At 60.8% G+C, this 21856-nt stretch carries 14 protein-coding genes; 10 read left to right on the forward strand and 4 right to left on the reverse strand.

Translation table 11 applies throughout. The features are described from left to right. Nucleotides 1–110: 110 nt before the first annotated feature. Together L0U80_RS20895 and L0U80_RS20900 are read left to right on the forward strand one after the other, a co-directional pair. A complete protein-coding gene (locus L0U80_RS20895; protein ID WP_233869398.1) occupies nt 111–773 on the forward strand; it encodes a response regulator in 663 nt (220 codons plus the stop codon). Continuing rightward, nucleotides 770–2119 carry an ATP-binding protein gene (locus L0U80_RS20900; protein WP_233869401.1) on the forward strand — a complete coding sequence of 450 codons (1350 nt, stop codon included), beginning with the start codon at nt 770–772 and terminating at the stop codon, nt 2117–2119. Before L0U80_RS20895 ends, L0U80_RS20900 begins: the two co-directional genes overlap by 4 nt. A 107-nt stretch (nt 2120–2226) precedes the next feature. Here L0U80_RS20900 and L0U80_RS20905 read toward each other — a convergent pair whose 3' ends face one another. Further along, nucleotides 2227–3090, reverse strand: a complete 864-nt coding sequence (locus L0U80_RS20905) for a ProQ/FINO family protein (RefSeq protein ID WP_233869404.1) — start codon at nt 3088–3090, stop codon at nt 2227–2229. Between the two features lie 189 nt (nt 3091–3279). Between L0U80_RS20905 and L0U80_RS20910 the strand changes: the two genes are divergently transcribed. After that, on the forward strand, nt 3280–4053 hold the full coding sequence (locus L0U80_RS20910) for an SDR family oxidoreductase (RefSeq protein ID WP_233869407.1): 774 nt from the start codon (nt 3280–3282) through the stop codon (nt 4051–4053). Between the two features lie 157 nt (nt 4054–4210). Here L0U80_RS20910 and L0U80_RS20915 read toward each other — a convergent pair whose 3' ends face one another. From L0U80_RS20915 to L0U80_RS20925, 3 genes are all read right to left on the reverse strand, one after another. After that, the gene (locus L0U80_RS20915) at nt 4211–5299 is read right to left on the reverse strand and encodes an OpgC domain-containing protein (RefSeq protein ID WP_233869410.1); all 1089 of its coding nucleotides are present in this window, start codon (nt 5297–5299) and stop codon (nt 4211–4213) included. An 880-nt stretch (nt 5300–6179) separates the two neighbouring features. Next, complete coding sequence (locus L0U80_RS20920; protein WP_233869413.1) at nt 6180–7142, reverse strand: hypothetical protein; 963 nt, start codon at nt 7140–7142, stop codon at nt 6180–6182. An 18-nt stretch (nt 7143–7160) separates the two neighbouring features. Then, complete coding sequence (locus L0U80_RS20925) at nt 7161–8582, reverse strand: glycosyltransferase family 2 protein (protein ID WP_233869415.1); 1422 nt, start codon at nt 8580–8582, stop codon at nt 7161–7163. Nucleotides 8583–10108: 1526 nt separating this feature from the next. Here L0U80_RS20925 and L0U80_RS20930 point away from each other — a divergent pair. From L0U80_RS20930 to L0U80_RS20960, 7 genes are all read left to right on the forward strand, one after another. Further along, on the forward strand, nt 10109–11791 hold the full coding sequence (locus tag L0U80_RS20930; protein WP_373322274.1) for a putative bifunctional diguanylate cyclase/phosphodiesterase: 1683 nt from the start codon (nt 10109–10111) through the stop codon (nt 11789–11791). Nucleotides 11792–12294: 503 nt separating this feature from the next. Continuing rightward, a complete protein-coding gene (locus L0U80_RS20935; protein ID WP_233869418.1) occupies nt 12295–15441 on the forward strand; it encodes an EAL domain-containing protein in 3147 nt (1048 codons plus the stop codon). Nucleotides 15442–15915: 474 nt separating this feature from the next. Continuing rightward, the gene (locus L0U80_RS20940; protein WP_233871501.1) at nt 15916–18276 is read left to right on the forward strand and encodes a bifunctional salicylyl-CoA 5-hydroxylase/oxidoreductase; all 2361 of its coding nucleotides are present in this window, start codon (nt 15916–15918) and stop codon (nt 18274–18276) included. Next, a complete protein-coding gene (locus L0U80_RS20945; protein WP_373322241.1) occupies nt 18273–19058 on the forward strand; it encodes an SDR family NAD(P)-dependent oxidoreductase in 786 nt (261 codons plus the stop codon). Before L0U80_RS20940 ends, L0U80_RS20945 begins: the two co-directional genes overlap by 4 nt. Beyond that, on the forward strand, nt 19055–19606 hold the full coding sequence (locus L0U80_RS20950) for a MarR family winged helix-turn-helix transcriptional regulator (protein ID WP_233869423.1): 552 nt from the start codon (nt 19055–19057) through the stop codon (nt 19604–19606). The genes L0U80_RS20945 and L0U80_RS20950 overlap by 4 nt, the downstream gene beginning before the upstream one ends. Nucleotides 19607–19781: 175 nt before the next feature. Then, a complete protein-coding gene (locus L0U80_RS20955; protein ID WP_233869426.1) occupies nt 19782–20642 on the forward strand; it encodes an enoyl-CoA hydratase family protein in 861 nt (286 codons plus the stop codon). 1 nt (nt 20643) lies between these two features. Next, nucleotides 20644–21837, forward strand: a complete 1194-nt coding sequence (locus tag L0U80_RS20960) for an acyl-CoA dehydrogenase family protein (RefSeq protein WP_233869429.1) — start codon at nt 20644–20646, stop codon at nt 21835–21837. The last annotated feature ends 19 nt before the right edge of the window (nt 21838–21856 follow it).

Below are 21856 nucleotides of genomic sequence, written 5' to 3' on the forward strand. Positions count from 1 at the left end.
GGCGCTGCCGCATTCCTGCGGCGCAAGCCGTTCGGCGCCCTGCAATGTTTAAGGTAACCTTAAGCCGCGATGCCCGACAATATCGGGTGGTAAAGCTCCGGAAATGTACCATGCGTCTGCTGCTCGTGGAAGACGACGAAATGATTGCCGAACCCGTGCTCGAGTCGCTGCGCCGGGAAGGCTACGCGGTCGACTGGGCACGCGACGGCCGTGAGGGCGAGCTGTCGCTCGGTCACGGCGTCTACGACCTCGTGCTGCTCGATCTGGGTCTGCCGAAGAAAGACGGCATCGACGTGCTCAACGGATACCGCAACCGCGGCGGCAAAGCGCCCGTCATCATCCTGACTGCGCGCGACGCGGTGACCGATCGCATCGGTGGCCTCGACGCAGGCGCAGACGACTACCTCGTCAAACCCTTCGACCTCGACGAGCTGGCAGCGCGAGCGCGCGCCCTGCTGCGCCGCCGCGTCGGCCAGAAGCAGCCGGTCTACACGCACGGCGATCTGACGCTCGATCCCGCCTCGCACACCGTGACGCTCGCGGGCACGACAGTCCCGCTCGTGCCGCGCGAATTTGCTCTGTTGCATATCCTGATCGAGGAGCCCGCGCGCGTCTTCACGAAAGCCGAACTCGAAGACCGCTTGTACGGCTGGGGCGAGGAAGTCGGCAGCAACACGATCGAAGTGCATGTGCACAGCTTGCGGCGCAAACTGGGCGCCGAGCAGATCGTCACCGTGCGTGGCGTGGGTTATCGGCTCAAGAGGTGCGAATGAGGTCGATCCGTCGCAAGCTGCTTGCGTGGCTGATCTTCGGATTCGCCGCTGCCGCCGTGATCGCCGGCTACGCCATTTTCAAGACGGCCCGCGAAGAAGCGAGCGAACTGTTCGACTATGAGTTGCGTGCGGTTGCGCTTTCGATGCCGGCGAATCTGGCGGCTGCCCACACCGCCGAGGAGGCTGGCCCCGGTTTTCAGGGCATCGCCGACGACCGGATCCTGATCGAAGCCTGGAACGCATCGGGCGAACTCGTCTATCGCTCGCGTGCCGCGCCGCCGCTGCCGCGTTTTCCGGAGGGCCTGCGCACCATCGAACACGACGAAACCCACTGGCGCGTGTTTGGCACGCAGCAGGCAAGCCGGTTTGTCCAGGTCGCGCAACCGGTTTCGGTACGTGACGCACTGGCGCTCAGGCTCGCCCTGCACACGCTGTGGCCGCTCGCATTGCTGATCCCCGTGGCGATCCTCCTCGTGCTGCTCGCCGTGAGGCGCGGACTCGCACCGCTCGGCGCCTTGTCGGAACTGCTCGCCACGCGTTCGCTGCATTCGCTCGAACCGCTGCCGCTGGGTGAGTCGGTGCCTGTCGAACTGCGTCCCCTGGTGACAGCGCTCAACGATCTGCTTGACCGCCTGCATCTCGCCTCGCAGGCGCAGCGCACCTTCATCGCGGACGCAGCGCACGAATTGCGCTCGCCGCTCGCCGCGCTGAAACTGCAATGGCAGGCCGCGCTCCACGACGGCCGCCTGACGGGCGACCCACAGACCGTCGAGAAAATCGCCACGCGTCTGAACCGGACCATCCGTCTCGTGCAGCAACTCCTCACGCTCGCGCGCGAGGATTCCCAGCCAGCGGGCCCGGACGCGGTCGTGAGCCTGCGCCGGATCGGCGAACAGGCGGTCGGCGATTTCTCGCTGCTGGCGGAGGAAAGGGGAATCGACCTCGGTCTCGAATCGAGACCACCGGTCACGGAGGACGACCCCTGCGAGGTTATCGCCGACGCGCATGGCTTGAGCACGCTGCTCAACAACCTGCTCGACAACGCGATTCGCTACACGCCTCACGGTGGCAAGGTGGATCTCGTACTGACGCGCCGCGGCGATAGCGCCGGATTCGAAGTCATCGACAACGGCCCGGGCATTCCCGATGAAGACATGGAGCGTGTACTGGACCGCTTTTATCGCGGCAACCATGTGCAGGGAACGGGGAGCGGACTCGGACTTTCGATCGCCGCGCGCATTGCGCAGCGTCACCAGTTGGCGATCAGGCTGCGCAACAGTCCGGGCGGACGGGGGCTGACTGCGTCGGTCGGCGGCTTGCGGACGCCGGAGCGCGAAACCGTTTGATCAGTCGCGTGCCACGCGAAAGCGCATCGTATGCGATATGCATACGATGCGCACGTTAGAGCGTGGTGACGCCGGGCGCAAAAGCCCGGCGATCCGGGAGATGCCCCTTATGCGCCCGCTGCGGGCGGCTCGACACCTTCTGAGGCCGGCGTCTGTGCGGGAGCCTCGGTGCCTTCAGGGATCGCTGCCTGAGCCGGAGCCCCGGCTTGCGGATGCTGAGGCTGCGCATCGGCGGCAGGCGCCTGCACCGCGTCCTGCGGCTTGGATTCGGGCTTGCCACCGCCCTTTTCCTGCTCCCGTGCTTCGGCCTTTGCCTTCTGGCGGGCCAATGCCGCGTTTGCCCGGCCAACATGCGACGGATCGATGCCCGGACCTGCCGACACGCTGCCGTCCAGTTCGTAGCGCGAACCGCCGGCCGCGACGCGCTCGTGGTAGCGCGGGTGGTTCACGTGCCGCTTGAGCACCGCCACGATCAGCGTGCGGTCAAAGTCGGGGTGACGCGCAACGAGGTCTTCTGCTACGCCAATCTTGAGCGGCAGCCGGTCGCGAAATGCCGGATAGTGCTTCGCAAAAAGGTTCCAGACCGTGTTGAGCTGGCGGTTGCGCTCGATGCGCGCCTTTTCGGCATCGCTAAGGTTCGCTGCGGGCTGCACCGGCGCCCGGGCGGGCCGCTGGCGCTGCTGCGCGGGGCGCTCGCCGGGCTTCTGCGGACGGGCCTGCTTCGGCTGCTGAGGCTTGCCGCCCTGCGGCCGGCCACCGGGCTGCTGCGGCCGCGGACGTGAGCGCGCGTCTTTCGCACGGGCGTCCTTATCCGTGGCGAGCGCGGGTTGCCCCTTGCGCGCGGGCTTGTCCTGTGGCGCCTGGTCCTGTTCTTCGGGTGTTTGCCCCGAGCCCTTCCCCATGCTCTTCTTGATTTCCAGAAGACCTTCCTTGAAGCTCAGGGTACGGCGTTGTTGCGATGCGGCTTTCACGTCCAGCTCTCTTCCTTATGGGTTCGGCCGCTATGATACCGAATCGCGAGCCGTATTTCCGGCACGGCACATCAAGAGCCGTTCGATCACGGAATATCGCCCCTTCTTCGGCTCGTGTTCTCGAGCAATCACACAACCTGCGTGCGACCACCGCTTGACGCGCGCCGCCTTCACTCTTGATCGATTGACATGACTTTAACCACGCCCTCCAGCGCCTCCATTTGTGCCATCGTCACAGGACATACACGCGGTCTCGGCGCGGCGCTCGCGGAAGGACTGCTTGCGCGCGGCATTCGCGTCCTTGGCCTCGGACGCGGTGATCATCCGTCGCTCGCCGGGCTTCACGCAACAGCATTCGAGCAGACCGTGCTCGATCTCGCCGATACCTTGAGCATCGAGCAGTGGCTCGCCACAGGCGCATTGCGCACCTTTATCGGCGACGCAGACTGTGTACTCCTCTTCAACAACGCGGGCACGGTCGAGCCGATCGCTCCGTGTGGCGCGCAGGACGCGGACGTGATCGCTCGCGCCATCGCCCTGAACGTCGCTGCTCCGCTAATGCTTGCGAACGCGATTGCTGCGCCCGACACGGCGAAGGCACAGACCTCCCGCCGCATCGTGCATCTATCGAGCGGCGCCGCGCGAAACGCTTACGCTGGCTGGAGCGTCTACTGCGCGACGAAAGCGGCGCTGGACCATCATGCGCGCGCAGTGGCGCTCGATGCGCCGCGTGGCGTGCGTATCTGCAGCGTGGCGCCTGGCGTCGTCGATACGGGCATGCAGGCCACGATCCGCTCAACGAGCGTTGAACGGTTTCCATTGCGCGAGCGATTCGATCAACTCAAACAGGACGGCGAACTAACCACGCCGGAAGCAGCAGCGCAGCAGTTGATCGAGTACGCGCTGAGCGATGAATTCGGATCGACGTCAACCGCCGATGTTCGCGAACTTGTGAAGCCCTGACTGCGTTCCCGCAAACCCTCACCTTTGTGCGCTTTCTGAACTGCTGACACAGGACTTCAACTCGTTGTTTGAACGGCGTTTTACGCTGACCAGTCCCACACGCTGCAAACTCGCTCCCGCAAACACTCACCTTTTTATTCCGCTTGCGCCGATCGGATCAGGTTAGCGCGATGTTCGGACGGACAGCCTTCAGGCGGCGTGCGCCTCCGGCGAGTGTGAGCAGCGCGCCGATAGCGAGCAGATCTCCGGCGAGCCGTGCCGGGAAGAACGTCGTGACGTGGGTGGCGCGAAGCAGCGTATCGACGACGTTCGACGCGACCGCACCGCCCACAAAGCAGACGAGCGCCTGCTGCCCAATGTTGACCACGCCTGGCAACCACTGCGCCAGCCGGTGTATCCAGCCGAGGCGCACAGCCTGTGCTGCCAGCCACGCTATCGCGCCGAAGCTTACAATGCGCAGGCTCGCAAGATTCTGCTTCATGTAACCGGGCTGCGGATCGAGATCGGCGAAAACACGAAGGTATGCAAAGGTCAGCACCAGCGCGGCCGCGAGTAGCGTGATCGAGCGCCCGAGTGCGGATAACTGGAATCTGTGCGATACCGGGTACAGCCGGCACAGCAAACCGACGATGAACATGGCCTGCCAGGCGAACGGATTAAACGGCCAGATCGCGCCCGGCGCCGCGGGCAGATAGCCGACCAGCCAGCTTGAGGCAAACCAGATGCTGAAGCTGCCCACCAGCACGATATCGGGTCTGCTTGACGCAAGAGGTATGACGAGCGGCAGCGAAAGTACCAGCGCAACGTACATCGGCAGTACGCCGGCAAGATAGGGCTGATCGCGAAACAGTGCGACGTTGGTGAGCATCGTGAACGGATGCGCCGCAAAACGCAGGAACCCCGACAAGCCGACGAGCGGAGAATCCACGCGAAGCATCACCGCTGCAGCACCGGAAAGCAGCATCAGTGCTGCCGTGCAAAGATAAGCCGCATAGATCTCCCAGCCGCGCCGCAGGAATCGCTGGTTCGCCGCGTGGACGCCTTTGCGCCCCGCAGTCGCCAGCCAGCTCGCTGCCGACACATATCCGCTTACGAACACGAATACCTCGGCGGAATCGCAAAACGCGAAGTTATGCAACATCGTGTGCGATAGCACGCTGGCCGGAATGTGATCGACCGCAATCGCGATTAACGCAAACCCGCGGAAAAAGTCAATTTCGATCGAGCGCTTCGCAGTCTGACTCATCAATGACATCTCCCGGGTGGGCTGAAGATTACGATTGAAGAAGCCGCAGGTCGCCGATTTGATCAAGCATGCAGCGAGTGGAAAACAATATTTAAGGATTACTGAAAATATTCCTGATTCCTTCTCCACGTAAACGTCAGACTTTCCAGCCATTAGCCATCGAAAGGCGGCTGTAATTGCCACAGATACGAGTGAAGTCTAAGCGACTTTAATGCCAGGCATGCGCCAACGGGCCCGTCGTAACGAGCGGTAGCACTTATAAAGTACGTTCCGTCCCTTCGATTCACGCAATTCATTACGCGAGCGCAGTCAGTACGGACACACCCGCGCTCACACACGCTGGTGCGTCCGTCCGACGTGCTTCAAAACGGGGGCAAATTCGGTGCGCGATCCGCACAATGAAGACACTTACGCGCGCTCATGGTGCCGTGCCGCTGCCCACAATCGGCTATGTGCGGCAAGGCATCCGTAAGCCGGACGCATACAGATTCGTGTGGACATACCTGGTTGACGTATCGCCGCTGCGTGGGTTCCCCTGGCATCGGCAGCTCGCTGCCCCGATCGGGAAATGAAAGGTGTCAAAAACCACCCTGAGACGGCGCCGGAGAGATGAAGGCAAGCAATGCATGGTCCGCCGCGTGGTTACGCAGCAGCAGACGATAGGCGGGTGTTGAGGACGCTCAGTATGCGCGAGGTTTCCAAATGCGTCCTTTGGAGTAGCGCCAATTGCGCTTTGCGCTCTCCGGCAGAATGCTTATTCATTTCATCCTGCCGGCGCAGACGGCCGCGCAAAATACCTGCGGCGTGATGCTCAGATCGACCGATACTCCGGTAGCCGGGTAAAGCCCAGCCGCAGTTCGCGAATCTGGCACTTCAAGCGTTAATTGAAGGGGAACAACAACTTGCCCGACACGCTCGTGTAGCGATAGCCATCACCACCACCCGAGAAACCGCCAGTGTGGTTGTTCGTCGTTTCCACGGCGACCTGCCACTGCACTTTCTGGCTACGGTGATTTTGCAGGCCGATGCGCGCGCCCCAGATATTGTTTCCACCGCTGTCCGTATTCTGATGTCCAAGATCGCCGCTAACGAAGAACACGACCTTGTTACTGAGTGCGGTTCGCCACGAAAGTCCGCCTGAGTACTCGTTCAACCATTGCGGCGAATAGTAGTTGCCTTGATCCGGATTGCTATCGTAATAGGTGCGCGTTTTGATATAGGCGCTCACACCGCTGTTTGGCAGCAGATCGTAGCTCCACCGGGTGCGCAGCATCGAACGCGTATTGTTGTCCGAGAACCACATTGCACCCGCTACCGCCCCAACCGTAAAGCGCGGTGTGAACTGATGGTCGAGCACGAGCATAAGGCTGTTGTACGTCAGGCCTTTTTCGATGCCGGCGACCGAGTCGACCACATCGCGCTCGGCACTCACTCCGAGCGACGTGTTTTGAGTGACGCGATGCATGTAGTCAAGCGCGCCAATAGCCGTCGTGTGCCCATCGGTGTCGTTGACACCGAGACGCGCGTCCACGGTCTGTGCCACGTCGTGCAAGTGGTACTGGCCGAACAAGCCGCGACCGTAGGCACCGGACCAATTCGGCGCGTCATAGTATGCGAAGGACGCGCCGAGCCCCCATCCGTTCGAGAAAAGGTAGCCGGCGTTCGTGCGGCTCTCTCGAAAGTGGTCGCTGTCATCGCTGAACAAGGTGTCACCGGTAAACGCGCCGTATCTGCCAGGACCGTCGACGGATTGAGCGTGAGCGAGCGAGGCAATCGTCAGTGCGCCGGCCACGCTCAGCGCGTGCCAGAGTACCCGCGCATTGCGGGTGCGACTTACGTACATGAATTATCCTTTTAAGCGTTACTTGGTGCCCCAGCGCTTGCCACGCGTGACAAATTCCTGGAAGTAGCCCACCACGCAGGCAGGCTGCAGGACGAGCCCGTAAAACAGGCTGTAGAAGAGAAAACCGAAGGGGTTGCGGCGTACCCTCAGCCCCTGCTCGGTAAACATACGGGACTGGATCCGGAACATGATGCCGTTGATCAATATCGCCATTGGCAATACCAGCAAGGTCATCGGTCCGGCGATCCAGTAAATGCCAAAGAGCGCCAATACGAGTCCCGGTACGAAAGCGAGCGTATAGACCAGGTCCATATAAGGAAACAGCAAATTCCACCAGATAAACAACGTGATCATGCGTGCCTGGAACAGCAGGTGCCAGTGGGCCTTGAACGCTTCCATCAGCCCGCGTGACCAGCGTTGACGTTGACGGATGAACTGACTCCACGTCTCGGGTGCATTGGTGAACAGGCAGGCGTTTTCGGCATAGCCAACGCGATACCCCGCCCTCAGAATGGCCCACGTGAGCACAATGTCCTCGCCCACAGCGGTCGGCCAGCCGCCAACGTCGCGCAGTACCGACGTGTCGTACGCCGAAAACGCGCCCTGTGCGACCAGCGTGCCTTGATACAGACTCTGCAGACGCTTCACGGCGGCAATGCCGTGGAAGTAATCCCACTCCTGGATGCGCGTGACGAGGTTCTTTCGCGAATTTCGCACGAGCACGGCTCCCGCCACAGCTCTCGTGTTCGCGGGATCACTGAGGTACCGGCTCACGAGATTTCTCAGCGCGTTGCGATACAGATATGAATCGCCGTCAACGGTCACGGTGATGTCGTGACGCACATGCTTCAGACCTTCGTTAAGCGCACGTGCCTTGCCCCCGTTGCGAGGCATGTGGATGACTTCCAGCCAGGGATAATTCAACCGGTCCAACTCGGCCGCCGTGCCATCGGACGAGCCATCATTGATTACGATGACTTGCAGTGGACCTGAATATGCCTGCTTCTCGATGCTCTCGATAGTTTGTGCAATGCTGGCTTCCTCGTTGTACGCGGCCACGAGGATGCTGATTCCGGGGAGTTCGTCCATGTTCTCGCGGAATGACGGTCGGCGGTCCAGCAGCAGACTCGTCATCAGGAAGGCATTCATGCTGCCCGGCAGAATTGCAATGCCGAACAGGATCAGATATGCCCATACAGCCCCCAGCTCAGAGGTCATGTCGGCGAGCCAACGCTGTGCCAGATAAAACGAGAGAACGGACCAGACCACGGCCAGTACGAATGCCACCGTGAACTTGAGTTTGACGGGCAAGTACACGCGCGGTTTGCTGCCACCGGACGATGTGGACTGAGCGTCGTTGACGGCCGGCCCTCCCCCAGATGAACCGTCTAGATTGCTATGAGTTGTCATGTGCAAAGGATCAGAGTTTCCGAATGCCACGTTGATGAGCGATTTTCAAGGTCTTGACGCGATCGCCTGCACCATCATCTTCCGGGCAGACGCGCAATCGCTCTGCTTCTGTGTTGTCCGCGAAGACTCAACCACGAATGGGCCTGTACCAGCCGGCAACTTAATCAATAAGGCCAGCCCGGAACACAGAAGAAAGTGCGCAATCAGTTAATTGACAACCGCAATTGGTCCAGCAGTTGTCGACGATATCGCGGCGAATTTAGGGCTGCGCACGCGATCTCTCACACGTTGACGCCGGCATTCGAGCAAATACTTGCCCGGCCCGCTCATGGCAGGTCACTTTTCCGTGCGTCTTCGCTTTGGGTGCTATTGCAGCGTGGGTGGCAGCATCACTTGATATTCCCCGGATTGATTTTTTGTGTTGGTTTTTTTTGAAAATCGTATTGGTGATTCTGCATCACCAATGCACTGCCTTTATTGATTTTACCGGCGCTGATCGATCAACGAGAAGGCGCAGGTATCCTGCTTATAGGGCTACGGTCGCGAGGATCATAACAAACTTTTTCTTCGCACGCATCAACTACCGGGTAGAAATTAAACATCTTTTCCCGGTGTTACCCCAACATTTCTCTTGATTCACGTCCATGCCGCGCTCTTGCGGCAGGCCCAACGCATGAGGGGCACCAACGTTCCGGTTTATTTAGCAAGTAGCCGAGGGCAGGTTCGCTGTGCGCAAACGTTTTAATGGCAGATTTATTCTCCGACGGATCCGGCAAATGAAATTCGCGATATTTTTCAATTGTTCAATCCCTATATATCTGACAACCCGGAGGCGTATGGAAGCATCGCCTCAAGTTGGCTGAAATTTTCCGTGGCTTGAGTTGGGAAACTCTCTTCTTTCGCGGGATTTCGTATTATGCGAGTATTTAAAATGCATTGCCGCGAGCGTTGACGGCCTCCGATCAAATACGGACGCAACTCGCTCCATTGAACAAGGGGCCCTTTCGGCAATTGGCGCACCGCAAGATAATTGCGTTGCAGCGATTGTGCCTTGCGGTCTGTTGCGGGATCCACGTATGCCTGACCTCGCGGACGCGCGTTGCGACGTTTTGCCTCTCAAGCTTCCGTCGCACCCTGCCGATCAGGAAAGGATCGAATAGCGTGGTTTTAGCTGCTGGTGGCGCATGGAGACGCCTGTAATCGCCCCAGTCTTCCCGCGCACGCATTCGTACCGCTTCGAGTGAAAAATTAATGCCCACGAACCGTCACCCCACTCCCATCGCACATCTATTCGCACGCTCAATGCCGACGTGTACCTCCGGGATTCCTGCACGCGAAGTCGCTCATCGGATCCTTGCCGAACGCACTGGATCGACCGTCGTGACGGCCGCAACCCAACCGGTCGGCCCCGCTATTCACACCCGCTCGCTCAAAGCGGACGCGCGTACCTGATTCGAAGAGGCAGAGACGAATACGTGAGCGAACTGCAATATATTCAGCGTGAGCACGACGAAGCACCCTATGACACGAGTCTGAGTTCGCACCTGGCGGACCGGGTGTTCGAGTCGGTTGTCGAAGGCATCATGGTGACCGACTGCCGCGGGAAGATCGAGCGTGTGAACGAGGCGTTCACACGCCTCACGGGGTATACCAAAGCGGAAGTGCTCGGCCGCGACCCCAGCCTCCTGAATTCCGGCCGTCAGGACCCCGTTTTTTACAAGAACATGTGGCGCGCGCTGATGACCTCGGGCCACTGGCAGGGGGAAATCTGGAATCGACGGAAGAACGGCGAGCTATACCTTGAATATCTGACGATCACGAGCGTGCTGGACAAGAATGGCGTCGTCGCCAATTACGCCGGGATCTTCTCCGATATCACCCACCGTCGTCAGACGGAAGAGCGGCTTCGCTATCTCGCGACCCACGACGTGTTAACGGACCTCGCCAACCGCGTGTTGTTCGAGGAACGTCTGGAGCGTGCCATCATTCATGCCCAGCGGACTAGTGGCAGGTTTGCTGTTGCATACCTTGATCTCGACGGTTTGAAGCTCGTCAACGAAACGTTCGGCTATCAAACGGGCGATGACGTGTTGAAGGAGGTCGCCCAGCGCCTTCGGCAAGCCATCGGTCAGGGAAGTACGATCGCACGCCTCGGTGGTGACGAATTCGGGGTGATTCTGGAAGAATTCAACAGCCCTCGCGATGTCGGACAAGCAACGCGAACGATGCTCGATGCTGTCAATCGCCCGATTCATATCGATGGGCACGAAATATTCATCACATCATGTCTCGGCATCAGCATGTGGCCGGACGACGGCGCGCAGGCCGCCGAATTGATGATATGCGCCGATCAGGCAATGTCCGGTGCCAAAAGCCGCGGACGCGGGGTGTTCCAGTTCTTCGAGCGCAACATGACGTCAGCGGCCATGGCGCAACTGGAAACGTTAGGCGAGTTGCATCGGGCGCTTGAAAAAAACGAATTCTGCCTTTTCTATCAGCCACAATATGCACTTGCAGGCAGACGCATGGTTGGAGTCGAGGCCCTGTTGCGCTGGCGTCATCCGCAGCGCGGGCTCGTGCCTCCCGGCGAATTCATTTCCATCATCGAACAATCTGCGCTCGTCATTCCGCTCGGACGCTGGGTATTGCGCGAGGCGTGCCGGCAGGCGCGCTGCTGGCTTGATGCCGGCCTTGAATTCGGGCGAGTCGCAGTGAATGTATCGGCGCGGCAATTTCTCGACGAAGGCTTCCTGACGGACTTGATCGCGACGCTCGATGAGACCGGGTTACCGCCGGAACGGTTGCAGCTCGAGCTCCTCGAAAGCATGGCGATGAACACGCGCAAGGAAATCGGCGCGCTATTGCACGAGCTTGTTACACGACGCGTGAGCCTCGCCATCGACGATTTCGGTACCGGCTATTCGTCACTGGCCTACCTCAAGGATTTACCTGTCGACACGCTGAAGATAGACCGTTCGTTCCTCGCCGGCAGCGACGCGCAAAATCCGGACCGGGCAATCATTCGCGCGGTCGTGGCGATGGGACGTGCACTCAATCTCGATGTGGTGATGGAAGGTGTGGAGACGGAGGAACAACTCGCATTCCTGCAAGAGGCAGGGTGCAATCAGGTGCAGGGATACCTGCTGGCGAAGCCACAGCCGGCGGAACAAGTCACTGCATGCATGTCGCGCGTGAGCGTCCCGCCAGGCGATATCCCCGAGGCACCCAGCCTCGCTTAGCCAGGTAATATCATGTAAGCGCCTTCGTAATATATCGTACACGAGCGTTGAATTAGCACATTGCAGATATATAAACGAATATTCATATTTGAATTGTTGATGTGTAAACGCCCTATTTTCACTGTTGAAATTTCGCTTACACGTTTTTGATGCGTATCAACGCATATAAAAGCCAAACGTTTGACGTCAGGCCATATCCGCACGCCCCTCGATTTTCATAGTTAAATACAGACACTGCACACACAGAAATGGATATCGCGCGTTGCGGTGGCCGCGAATTCCTGCAATGCCAGTGCTGTCCATATAATTTTCATTACGAAAATTACGTTTTAAAAGAAGTGCCTGAATTCGCGACGTGAACGCCGTGGCCCGACTGCAACCTCAGGGTTGAATCGATTGACGGTGACAGGTGGAATATCTTTGAATGGTCGACCGGAATACGGAACGCCTGAATAAAGTAAATCCCGGCCGCGACATTCTTGATGCAAAGGAATATCGTGACAATGGGCAATTCCAGCGGCGATCTTGTCGTCAGTCTTCTCGAGCTTGATCGAAGCATACTGGAGGCGACGGATTTCCACTCCCTTGGCGGCGCGCTGGTCAAATGGGCGCATTGCGTCGGTCTCGCTGATGCTTGCGTTGTCACCGAGGGTAAGCCTGGCACTCTGCGTCCCGTGATGTACCGCGGTCAGGACGTAAAGGCCCGCGCCGCCGAGGCGCGTCTCGCCGCGCCGGATCCCGTCGCGAGCGACATGGCACCTGCGTACCGCGCATGGAAACTTCGACGGATCCAGACTGCCTCTTCATCGGGTAGTCCGAGCGAAAGTGCCATTTCTCAAGGGCGCGAGATTGCCTATGTCCCGCTGGCACACGAGCAAACGTGCGTAGGGCTGCTTTGTCTTTACAGCGCGGAGACAAATCGTTTCGTAAAGCCGGAATGGGCCGCTGCGCTAGCGCATATTGCCCTGATTGCGGGCGTCGCGCTGGACCGGATGCATCTGAACATCGAGCAGAGCCGCCTGCGCGAATTGTCGTTGCAGGATGCGCTAACCGGGTTGCCAAACATGACCGCGCTTTCGCTCCACCTAGAGCAAGCGACCGCCCGCGCATCGCGCGCCGAAAATCCCCTGGTGATCGGTTTGCTCGATCTCGACAAGTTCAAGCCCATTAACGATCTGTTCGGGCATGAAGTCGGCGACGAGGTGCTGCGAGAAATCGCCAGCCGCTTGCGCGAGGAAATCCGCACGAGCGACTTTGTCGCTCGCCGCAGTGGTGACGAGTTTGTCATCGCGCTGGAGGGTGTTCGCGATCCCGAACACACGCTTCCCCCATTGCTGGAACGGTTGCATGCACGGCTCACAAGCCCTGTCACAATCGGCCATATGTCGCTGCAATGTGGAATAAGCCTGGGTCTTTCAATCTGGCCGGATCCCGACGCCGCGAATTCAAGCGACCCCTTGTCTCAAGCTGACCGGGCCCTGCGTCTGGTCAAGACTCACACAGGCGACCATAAGAATTGGTGGGGTTGGGCTTCGTCGGACGACACGCAGGAACACCGCTCGGCTTTCGACAGGCGTGGCGCCGATCCATATGATCCGTCCTGGGCCCCGGAAATGGCATCGCTCTCGGCTCAGCTTGAGCGCAATGCGGCTGCGATCGTGGAGGAATTTTATCGACGCCTCTCTCGCCTGACTCACTGCAAACGCATTCTCGACGCGCTGGACGAATCTGAATTACAGCATCTGAAAGCGCAGCAAATACGCAATCTGTTCTCTCTGGCCGATCCCGGTTTAACCGAAGAGAATCACCGCATGACAGCGCTGCGTGTGGGGCGCATTCATGCGATGGTGGGCCTGAACCGTGAGGAGCTTGTCCGGTGCCGCGGCATTCTCTCCGCCGCCGTCGATCGTCACCTCGCTCGATCGGTCAGCCGGGAAGCAACCCAGATCTTTGCGCGTAGGCTCAATCGCGATCTCGCCTTTCAGTCGGAAGCCTACCAGCGGCTGGAGGACGAACGACGTGAAGCGCTTTCCAGAATCGCACGCGTGACATGGAGCAGCGAGAGCTACGCCGACCTCATCGCCCAGATTGTCGACATACTCGGTTCGTGCGACGAAGTCGCGGGATGTTCGATCACGAGGCCCGACGGTCGTGGCGTATTTCGAGTCGAGTCCGCAAAGGGGCGCATTCTCGCCGGCCCACAACCCGAATTCGAGGCAGACGGACAGGGCTTGCCGCGAGACCTGCCTCTGCCGACTGCCGCATGGCATACCGGCAAGATAGTGCGGAGCGTAAGCCTCTCGACTGACGCGACCATGGCGGAGTTGCGTCCTGTTGCGCGCCGACTGGGGCTTCGTTCAAGCGTGTCGATTCCTCTGCTCCTGTCCGAAGGGATTCCGTTTGCGATTCTTACGCTGCACAGCGCGTTTCCGGGCGGCTTTTCATCGATCGAACAGGAGGCATTCATCGACCTGCTGCAGACACTGCTTGCGCTCGCCATTGGTCGCTTCGCTAGCGACGAAGGCACGGCCAGCGCGATTCCGGAGTCGACACGCAGACGCTGGAGAGCTTTACTGCGAACCGACGCGCTTCAGATGCACTGCCAACCCATCGTAGATCTGCGAACGGGCCGCGTAATCAAGGTGGAAATGCTTGCGCGTCTTGCCGAAGGATCGCGCCTGTTGACGCCGTACGAATTTTTTCCAGCCCTCAGGCCCGACGACTTCCTCGAGCTCTACAAATACGGACTGAATTTCGCGCTATTGCAGCGCGAAAAGTGGCTTCGGACCGGTTTTGATCTCGCGGTGTCGCTTAACCTGCCCTCGAGTGCGCTACTCGACATCCGCTATTTCGAGGCGACACGGGATGCACTTTCCAGGCACAACAGCCCGCCCCACAGATTGACGCTCGAGCTTCTCGAAAGCGAAGCGCTTCCTCGCGACGCGGGCATTACGTTCGCGCTGGAGCGCTTCATGTCGCTTGGCGTCATTTTCGCGGAGGACGATCTCGGCTCTGGTCACAGCAGTCTTTCACGACTGCGCGAGTTGCCTTTCGACTGGATCAAGATCGACCGGAGCATCGTCAAGTTTTCGGGCCAGGATGTCGCCACGGTCCTCAGTTTTATCTACCAGTTGACGCGTCTCGGTCACTCGCTGGGAAAATCGGTGATTGTGGAGGGCGTCGAGAGCGAGGCGCTACTCGAAGCGTGCCGCCTGCTCAACGTCGACGCCGCCCAGGGCTACGTGATCGCGAAGCCCATGCCGGTGGACGATCTCACCGCGTGGATGGTCAAGCGGTCTGTGCTGGCAGATGGGGCTCATCGAACAACGAGTTCGCTGGGCAAGGTCGCGCAACTCCTGATGTGGGAAGAGCGACTGCACCTCGCCGAAGGTCAGGTCCGCGGGGACAGCCACTTTGCGGACGTGGAGCGGACGCACTACGATTCGCGCCACGAGCCGATGGACGAAACGCTTTCATCAACGTTCTCGCTTGAAGGTCTTTTTGGCAGTCTCTTCCCGCACCTTGATACAGGACTGGTTCACGATGCGGTGATGGTGCGCGAACTCGTCAGCACGGCGCACGAGCATGGGTTGCGTAGTGGCGCTTATCATGCTGCTCGGCAACGCTTCGTATCAGCGTTGAACTGCTGACGCTGAAGGTTGTAAACCAACGACGTTCTAACCGGGAACCCGCTAAATCACTCGCGATTTTGGTTTCCCCTCGCACGCCCGGCTCGCGGGATTCAAGGCGTAGGGCCTGTTACGTCTTCTGCTCCGCAGAACTTGACGTCAATGCGGCATAGCACCTATCGGCCCGATTCACGGTGACATGGGGCGCGCTAACTTGCACCCGCATGTTTCCGATTCGCACATCCGCACTTCGTTCTTCACGGCGAGCAACGCGGAACTGACCGAGCTGGAGTGCCACTCCCTGTCCATCGACATCGCGCCAGTGTCCGGCGCACCGCATTGCGTGTGGGTTTCGCACGTGTTGTTCGCCACGGCCCTATTTCATCCGCGGGACCGAGTCGGCACATCAGGACATTCCCGCACTGCCGCCGATTTACTTGACATCTAAAGTAAATCGCCATACATTGAGGCTACGGAATGAACGAGGGAACGAACATGCGCATTGCCTGTATCGGCGGTGGACCCGCCGGCCTGTACTTCGGCCTGTTGATGAAGCGCCGTCACCCCGATTACGAAATCACGGTGATCGAGCGAAACCGTCCGTACGACACGTTCGGCTGGGGCGTAGTGTTTTCCGATCAGACACTCGGCAACCTGCAGGCCGCCGACCCGGAATCCGCAGACGAAATCCTCGACGCGTTCAACCACTGGGACGACATCGAAATTCACTTCGGCGGCCGCACGATGCGCTCGTCGGGTCACGGCTTCTGCGGAATCGGCCGCAAGCGTCTCCTGAACATTCTGCAAGCGCGCTGCGAGGCGCTTGGCGTGAAGCTTGTGTTCGAAAGCCAGTGCACGGACGACGACATCGGCGACGCCGATCTCATCATTGCGAGTGACGGCCTGAACAGCGCCACCCGCCAGAAATACGCCGCCACGTATCAGCCCGACATCGACCTGCGCGATTGCCGTTTTGTGTGGCTCGGCACGTCGAAGCTCTTCGACGCATTCACTTTCGCATTCGAAAAAACCGAATGGGGCTGGTTCCAGGCGCACGCCTATCGTTTCGACGACAACACGTCCACGTTCATCGTCGAAACGCCTGAACACGTCTGGCGCGCGGCGGGCCTCGACACCATGAGCAAGGAAGACAGCATCGCGTTCTGCGAAAAGCTCTTCGCTCGCTATCTGGACGGACATGCGCTGCGCTCGAACGCGGACCACCTGCGCGGCTCCGCGCAATGGATCCGCTTTCCGCGCGTCGTCAATCGCGAGTGGGTGCACTGGAAGCCGCGCGCGGACGGCGGCCAGACGCCGGTCGTGCTGATGGGCGACGCGGCTCATACGGCGCATTTCTCGATCGGCTCCGGCACGAAGCTCGCGCTTGAAGACGCGATCGAACTCGCCAATAGCATGGACGCGCATCCAGGCGATCTGCGCGGCGCACTGGCTCACTACACGAGCGTGCGCAGCGTGGACGTGCTGCGGATCCAGAACGCAGCGCGCAATTCGACGGAATGGTTCGAGCATGTCGATCGCTATGCAAAGTTCGAACCCGAACAGTTCGCCTATTCGCTGCTCACGCGTTCGCAGCGTATTTCACACGAAAATCTGCGCGATCGCGATGCAGACTACCTCCGTGGCTTCGAGTCATGGCTTGCGGCCCGGGCGGGCATGGGCGAGCGTGCAGTTCCCCCGATGTTCACGCCTTACACCGTACGCGGCGTCACGTTGAAGAATCGCGTGCTGGTGTCGCCGATGGCGCAGTACTCGGCACACGACGGTGTACCCGGCGACTATCACCTCATGCATCTGGGCGCACGAGCGATGGGTGGCGCCGGACTCGTCATGACGGAGATGACCTGTGTTTCGCCGGAGGCGCGCATCACGCCGGGATGCCCGGGCATGTATACGACTGAACAGCGGGACGCGTGGCGCCGCATCGTCGATCTCGTGCACGCGCAGTCCGATGCGAAGATCGGCATGCAGCTTGGCCATTCGGGCGCAAAAGGTTCGACGCGCGTCGCGTGGGAAGGCATCGATCAACCCCTGCAGGACGGAAACTGGCGGCTTGTCTCGGCTTCACCGCAGCAGTACTTGCGGGGCGTGAGCCAGTGGTCGCATGAGGCGAGCGTCGATGAACTCGGCGAAATCGAGGCGCAATTCGTTCGCTCGACGAGGATGGCCGCCGAAGCGGGTTTCGACTGGCTCGAACTGCACTGCGCGCACGGCTATTTCCTGTCGAGTTTTCTTTCGCCGCTCACGAACCAGCGCACGGACGAATATGGCGGGTCGCCCGAAAACCGCCTGCGCTACCCGTTGCAGGTATTCGCTGCCATTCGCGAAGTGTGGCCGAAGGACAAGCCGATTTCCGTGCGGATCTCGGCGCACGACTGGGTCGAAGGCGGCATTACGCCGGACGATGCCGTCGAAATCGCGCGTGCTTTCAAGACAGCGGGCGCGGACATGATCGATGTGTCGTCGGGTCAGGTGAGCAAGGACGAACGCCCGGTCTACGGTCGCATGTTCCAGACGCCGTTCGCCGACCGCATCCGCAACGAGGCCGGTATTCCGACCATCGCGGTCGGTGCGATCTCGGAAGCCGATCACGTCAACGGCATCATCGCGGCAGGCCGTGCAGACCTGTGCGCCGTTGCGCGTCCGCATCTTGCGAATCCGTCCTGGACGCTCACCGAGGCCGCGAAAATCGGTTATTTCGACGTCATGTGGCCACGCCAGTACACGGCGGCCAAAACGCAGCTCGAACGCAACATCGAGCGTGAGCGCGCCACGGCCGTAGCCAGCGCGAAGCTCTCGCCGCTCGAACGCGCGCAGCGCGCAGAAGGAACCGTGTGAACATGAACGGCCAATCCCTCTCCGGTCAGCATGCCGTGGTCACGGGCGGCGGTAGCGGCATCGGCGCTGCAATCGCGGCTGCCCTTCTGCACGCGGGTGCTCGCGTCACGCTGATGGGCCGCGACGCCGTACGCCTCGAAACCCAGCGGGCGACGCTCGGCGGCGGCGAAAACGTGGCGTGCGTGAGCGTCGACATCACCGACGAAGCCGCCGTGAACGCCGCGTTTGCCCATGCAGTCGAGGGCCTCGGTGCAATCGACATCCTCGTCAATAACGCGGGCCAGGCCCAGGCCGCACCGTTCGCTCAAACGGATCTCGCGCTGTGGCGGCGCATGCTCGACGTGAACCTGACTGGCACGTTTCTCTGCACGCGCGCCGTGCTGCCAGCGATGATCGGGCAAAAGCGTGGACGTATCGTCACCGTGGCGAGCACGGCAGGCCAGGTCGGCTACCCGTACGTAGCCGCATATTGCGCGTCGAAGCATGGCGTGATCGGCATGACCCGCGCGCTGGCACTCGAAGTCGCCACACAGGGCGTCACGGTCAATGCGGTATGTCCCGGCTACACGGAAACCGAGCTTTTGCAGGCGTCGATCGAACAGATCACGCGCAAGACGTCGCGCAGCGAAGCCGACGCACGTAGCATCCTCGTGCGTCACAACCCGCAGCAACGCTTCGTCGCGCCCGACGAAGTCGCTAACGCCGTACTGTGGCTGTGCGCGCCCGGTTCGTCCGCGATCACGGGGCAGTCCATATCCGTTTCCGGTGGAGAAATCACATGACCTCGAGTGCGTCCACTCGCAAGAGCGCTGCTGCGAAGACGCCGCGAAAAGGCGTCGCCAATCCGGCTGAGAACGTCGTCGACATGGAGATGAGCACGGGCGCCGACAGCCACATGGGCCTGCGCCTGTGGCTGCGCCTGCTCACGACCACGAACATGGTGCAGACGGAATTGCGCCGCAGACTGCGCGTCGAATTCGACACGACGTTGCCGCGTTTCGACCTCATGGCGCAGCTCGAGCGACATCCCGAAGGCCTGCGCATGACCGAGCTTTCGCGCCGCATGATGGTCACGGGCGGCAATGTCACGGGCATCACCGATCAGCTCGAGAAAGAAGGCCTCGTCGTGCGCGATGCAGATCCGGCCGACCGCCGCTCGATCGCGGTGCGCCTCACGCCCGAAGGACGCGCACTCTTCGACCGCATGGCCGTCGCACATGAGCAATGGGTGGTCGAAATGTTCGGCGGCCTGTCGCTCGACGAAAAGTCGAAGATGCATGACCGCCTCGGCAAGCTCAAGCAACATCTGCGCGACAGCCTGCAAGGTTGAAACAACGCCCCAGGACAGGCATGGGACCGGAGTAAGTGCTCTGCATGGGACCGGAGTAAGTGCTAAAGCACTAACTCCGGGCGACAGCTAAAGCGCAACTCCGGTCGACAGCTTTGCATGGGGCCGTAGTAAGCGCTAAAGCGCTAACTACGGCCGACAAATGGAGACAGCTATCTTGACCACATCGACACGCTCTAACGCCGAAGCGCTCTTCGCCGGCAACCGCGTCACACTCGCCGGTTATCGCGCGCAATACTTCGACTGGTCGGTTGAAGGCCGCGTCGCGACGATCACACTCAATCGTCCCGAGCGCAAGAATCCGCTCACGTTTGAATCCTATGCGGAACTGCGCGATCTGTTTCGCCAGCTCACGTACGCAACCGATATCAAAGCCGTCGTGCTGCACGGCGCAGGCGGCAATTTCTGCTCGGGCGGCGACGTGCACGACATCATCGCGCCGCTAACCAGTCTGACGATGCCCGAACTGCTGCTGTTCACGCGCATGACCGGCGATCTCGTCAAGGCCATGCGGCATTGCCCGCAGCCGATCATCGCCGCCGTCGACGGCGTTTGCGCAGGCGCGGGCGCCATCCTCGCGATGGCGTCCGACATGCGCTACGCCACCGCGCGCAGCAAGCTCGCATTCCTCTTCACGCGCGTCGGTCTCGCGGGTTGCGATATGGGCGCCTGCTCGATCCTGCCGCGCATCATCGGGCAAGGACGCGCAGCCGAACTGCTTTACACGGGCCGCTCGGCCAGCGGCGAGGAAGGCCACGCCTGGGGTTTCTACAACCGTCTGTGCGACCCCGACACGCTGCTCGCCGATGCGCAGAAGCTCGCTGCCGATCTCGCCGCAGGCCCGACGTTTGCACACGGCATCACGAAGACGATGCTGCATCAGGAATGGACCATGAGTATCGACGAGGCCATCGAATCCGAAGCACAGGCCCAGGCCATCTGCATGGCAACACGCGATTTTGACCGCGCCTACGAAGCGTTCGCGGCCAAGACCCGTCCGGTTTTCGAGGGAGACTGATTTGAACGCCGCAACTGATATCAACCTGCACGACGCGCTCGCCTGGCCGTTCTTCGAGGACCGTCACCGCGCGCTCGCCAATGGCATCGAAGCGTGGGCGCGCGAGCATCTCGCCCACGTGTCGCACGACGACGTCGATTCGACCTGCCGCTCGCTCGTGCGCAAGCTCGGCGCGGCGGGCTGGCTGCGCTACGGCGTGGGCGGCACCGCTTACGGCGGACACGGCGATACGATCGACACGCGTGCTGTGTGCATCCTGCGCGAAACGCTCGCGAAGCACTGCGGTCTCGCCGATTTTGCGCTCGCGATGCAAGGCCTTGGTTCGGGTGCCATCTCGCTCGCGGGTAACGACGCGCAGAAATCGCGCTATCTGCCGCGTGTGGCGAACGGCGAAGCGCTCGCCGCATTCGCGCTTTCGGAACCCGAAGCAGGCTCGGACGTCGGCGCCATGGCGCTGGCGGCGCGCGTAGATGGCGACGACTATGTTCTCGACGGCGAAAAGACCTGGATCTCGAACGGCGGCATCGCGGACTTTTACGTGGTGTTCGCGCGTACGGGCGAGGCGCCCGGCTCGCGCGGCATCAGCGCGTTTGTCGTTGACGCCGATACGCCGGGGCTCGAAATCGCAGAACGCATCGACGTTATCGCGCCGCATCCGCTCGCGCGCCTGCGTTTTACCGGTGCGCGCGTGAAGCGCAGCCAGATGCTGGGCGTCCCGGGCGAAGGCTTCAAGATTGCCATGCGCACGCTCGATATCTTCCGCACCTCGGTGGCGGCCGCGTCGCTCGGTTTTGCGCGTCGTGCCCTGGCGGAAGGTCTCGCGCGCGCTGCGTCGCGCAAGATGTTCGGGCAAACGCTCGGCGATTTTCAGTTAACCCAGGCAAAACTCGCCCAGATGGCACTGACGATCGACAGCAGCGCCCTCCTCGTCTATCGCGCAGCATGGTTGCGCGATCAGGGCGAGAGCGTCACGCGCGAAGCGGCGATGGCGAAGTGGCACGCAAGCGAGGGAGCGCAACAAGTGATCGACGCAGCGGTCCAGCTTTGGGGCGGCATGGGCGTACAAAGCGGCAATACCGTCGAGACGCTCTATCGCGAGATTCGCTCGCTACGCATCTACGAAGGCGCAACTGAAGTGCAGCAACTGATCGTCGGGCGTGATCTGCTCAAGGAACACGCCGCCGCGCAGGCGTGATGCGCGCGGTCCCGAACGT

It is taken from the genome of Paraburkholderia adhaesiva (genome assembly GCF_021390575.1).
In the GTDB taxonomy this organism is placed as follows: domain Bacteria; phylum Pseudomonadota; class Gammaproteobacteria; order Burkholderiales; family Burkholderiaceae; genus Paraburkholderia; species Paraburkholderia adhaesiva.

Bases quoted from the DNA above. Each gene is read 5' to 3' on its own strand.
- L0U80_RS20895 (WP_233869398.1), top strand. From the start codon at position 111: ATGCGTCTGCTGCTCGTGGAAGACGACGAAATGATTGCCGAACCCGTG.
- L0U80_RS20910 (WP_233869407.1), top strand. From the start codon at position 3,280: ATGACTTTAACCACGCCCTCCAGCGCCTCCATTTGTGCCATCGTCACA.
- L0U80_RS20935 (WP_233869418.1), top strand. From the start codon at position 12,295: ATGGGCAATTCCAGCGGCGATCTTGTCGTCAGTCTTCTCGAGCTTGAT.
- L0U80_RS20915 (WP_233869410.1), bottom strand. From the start codon at position 5,299: ATGAGTCAGACTGCGAAGCGCTCGATCGAAATTGACTTTTTCCGCGGG.
- L0U80_RS20900 (WP_233869401.1), top strand. From the start codon at position 770: ATGAGGTCGATCCGTCGCAAGCTGCTTGCGTGGCTGATCTTCGGATTC.
- L0U80_RS20920 (WP_233869413.1), bottom strand. From the start codon at position 7,142: ATGTACGTAAGTCGCACCCGCAATGCGCGGGTACTCTGGCACGCGCTG.
- L0U80_RS20950 (WP_233869423.1), top strand. From the start codon at position 19,055: ATGACCTCGAGTGCGTCCACTCGCAAGAGCGCTGCTGCGAAGACGCCG.
- L0U80_RS20940 (WP_233871501.1), top strand. From the start codon at position 15,916: ATGCGCATTGCCTGTATCGGCGGTGGACCCGCCGGCCTGTACTTCGGC.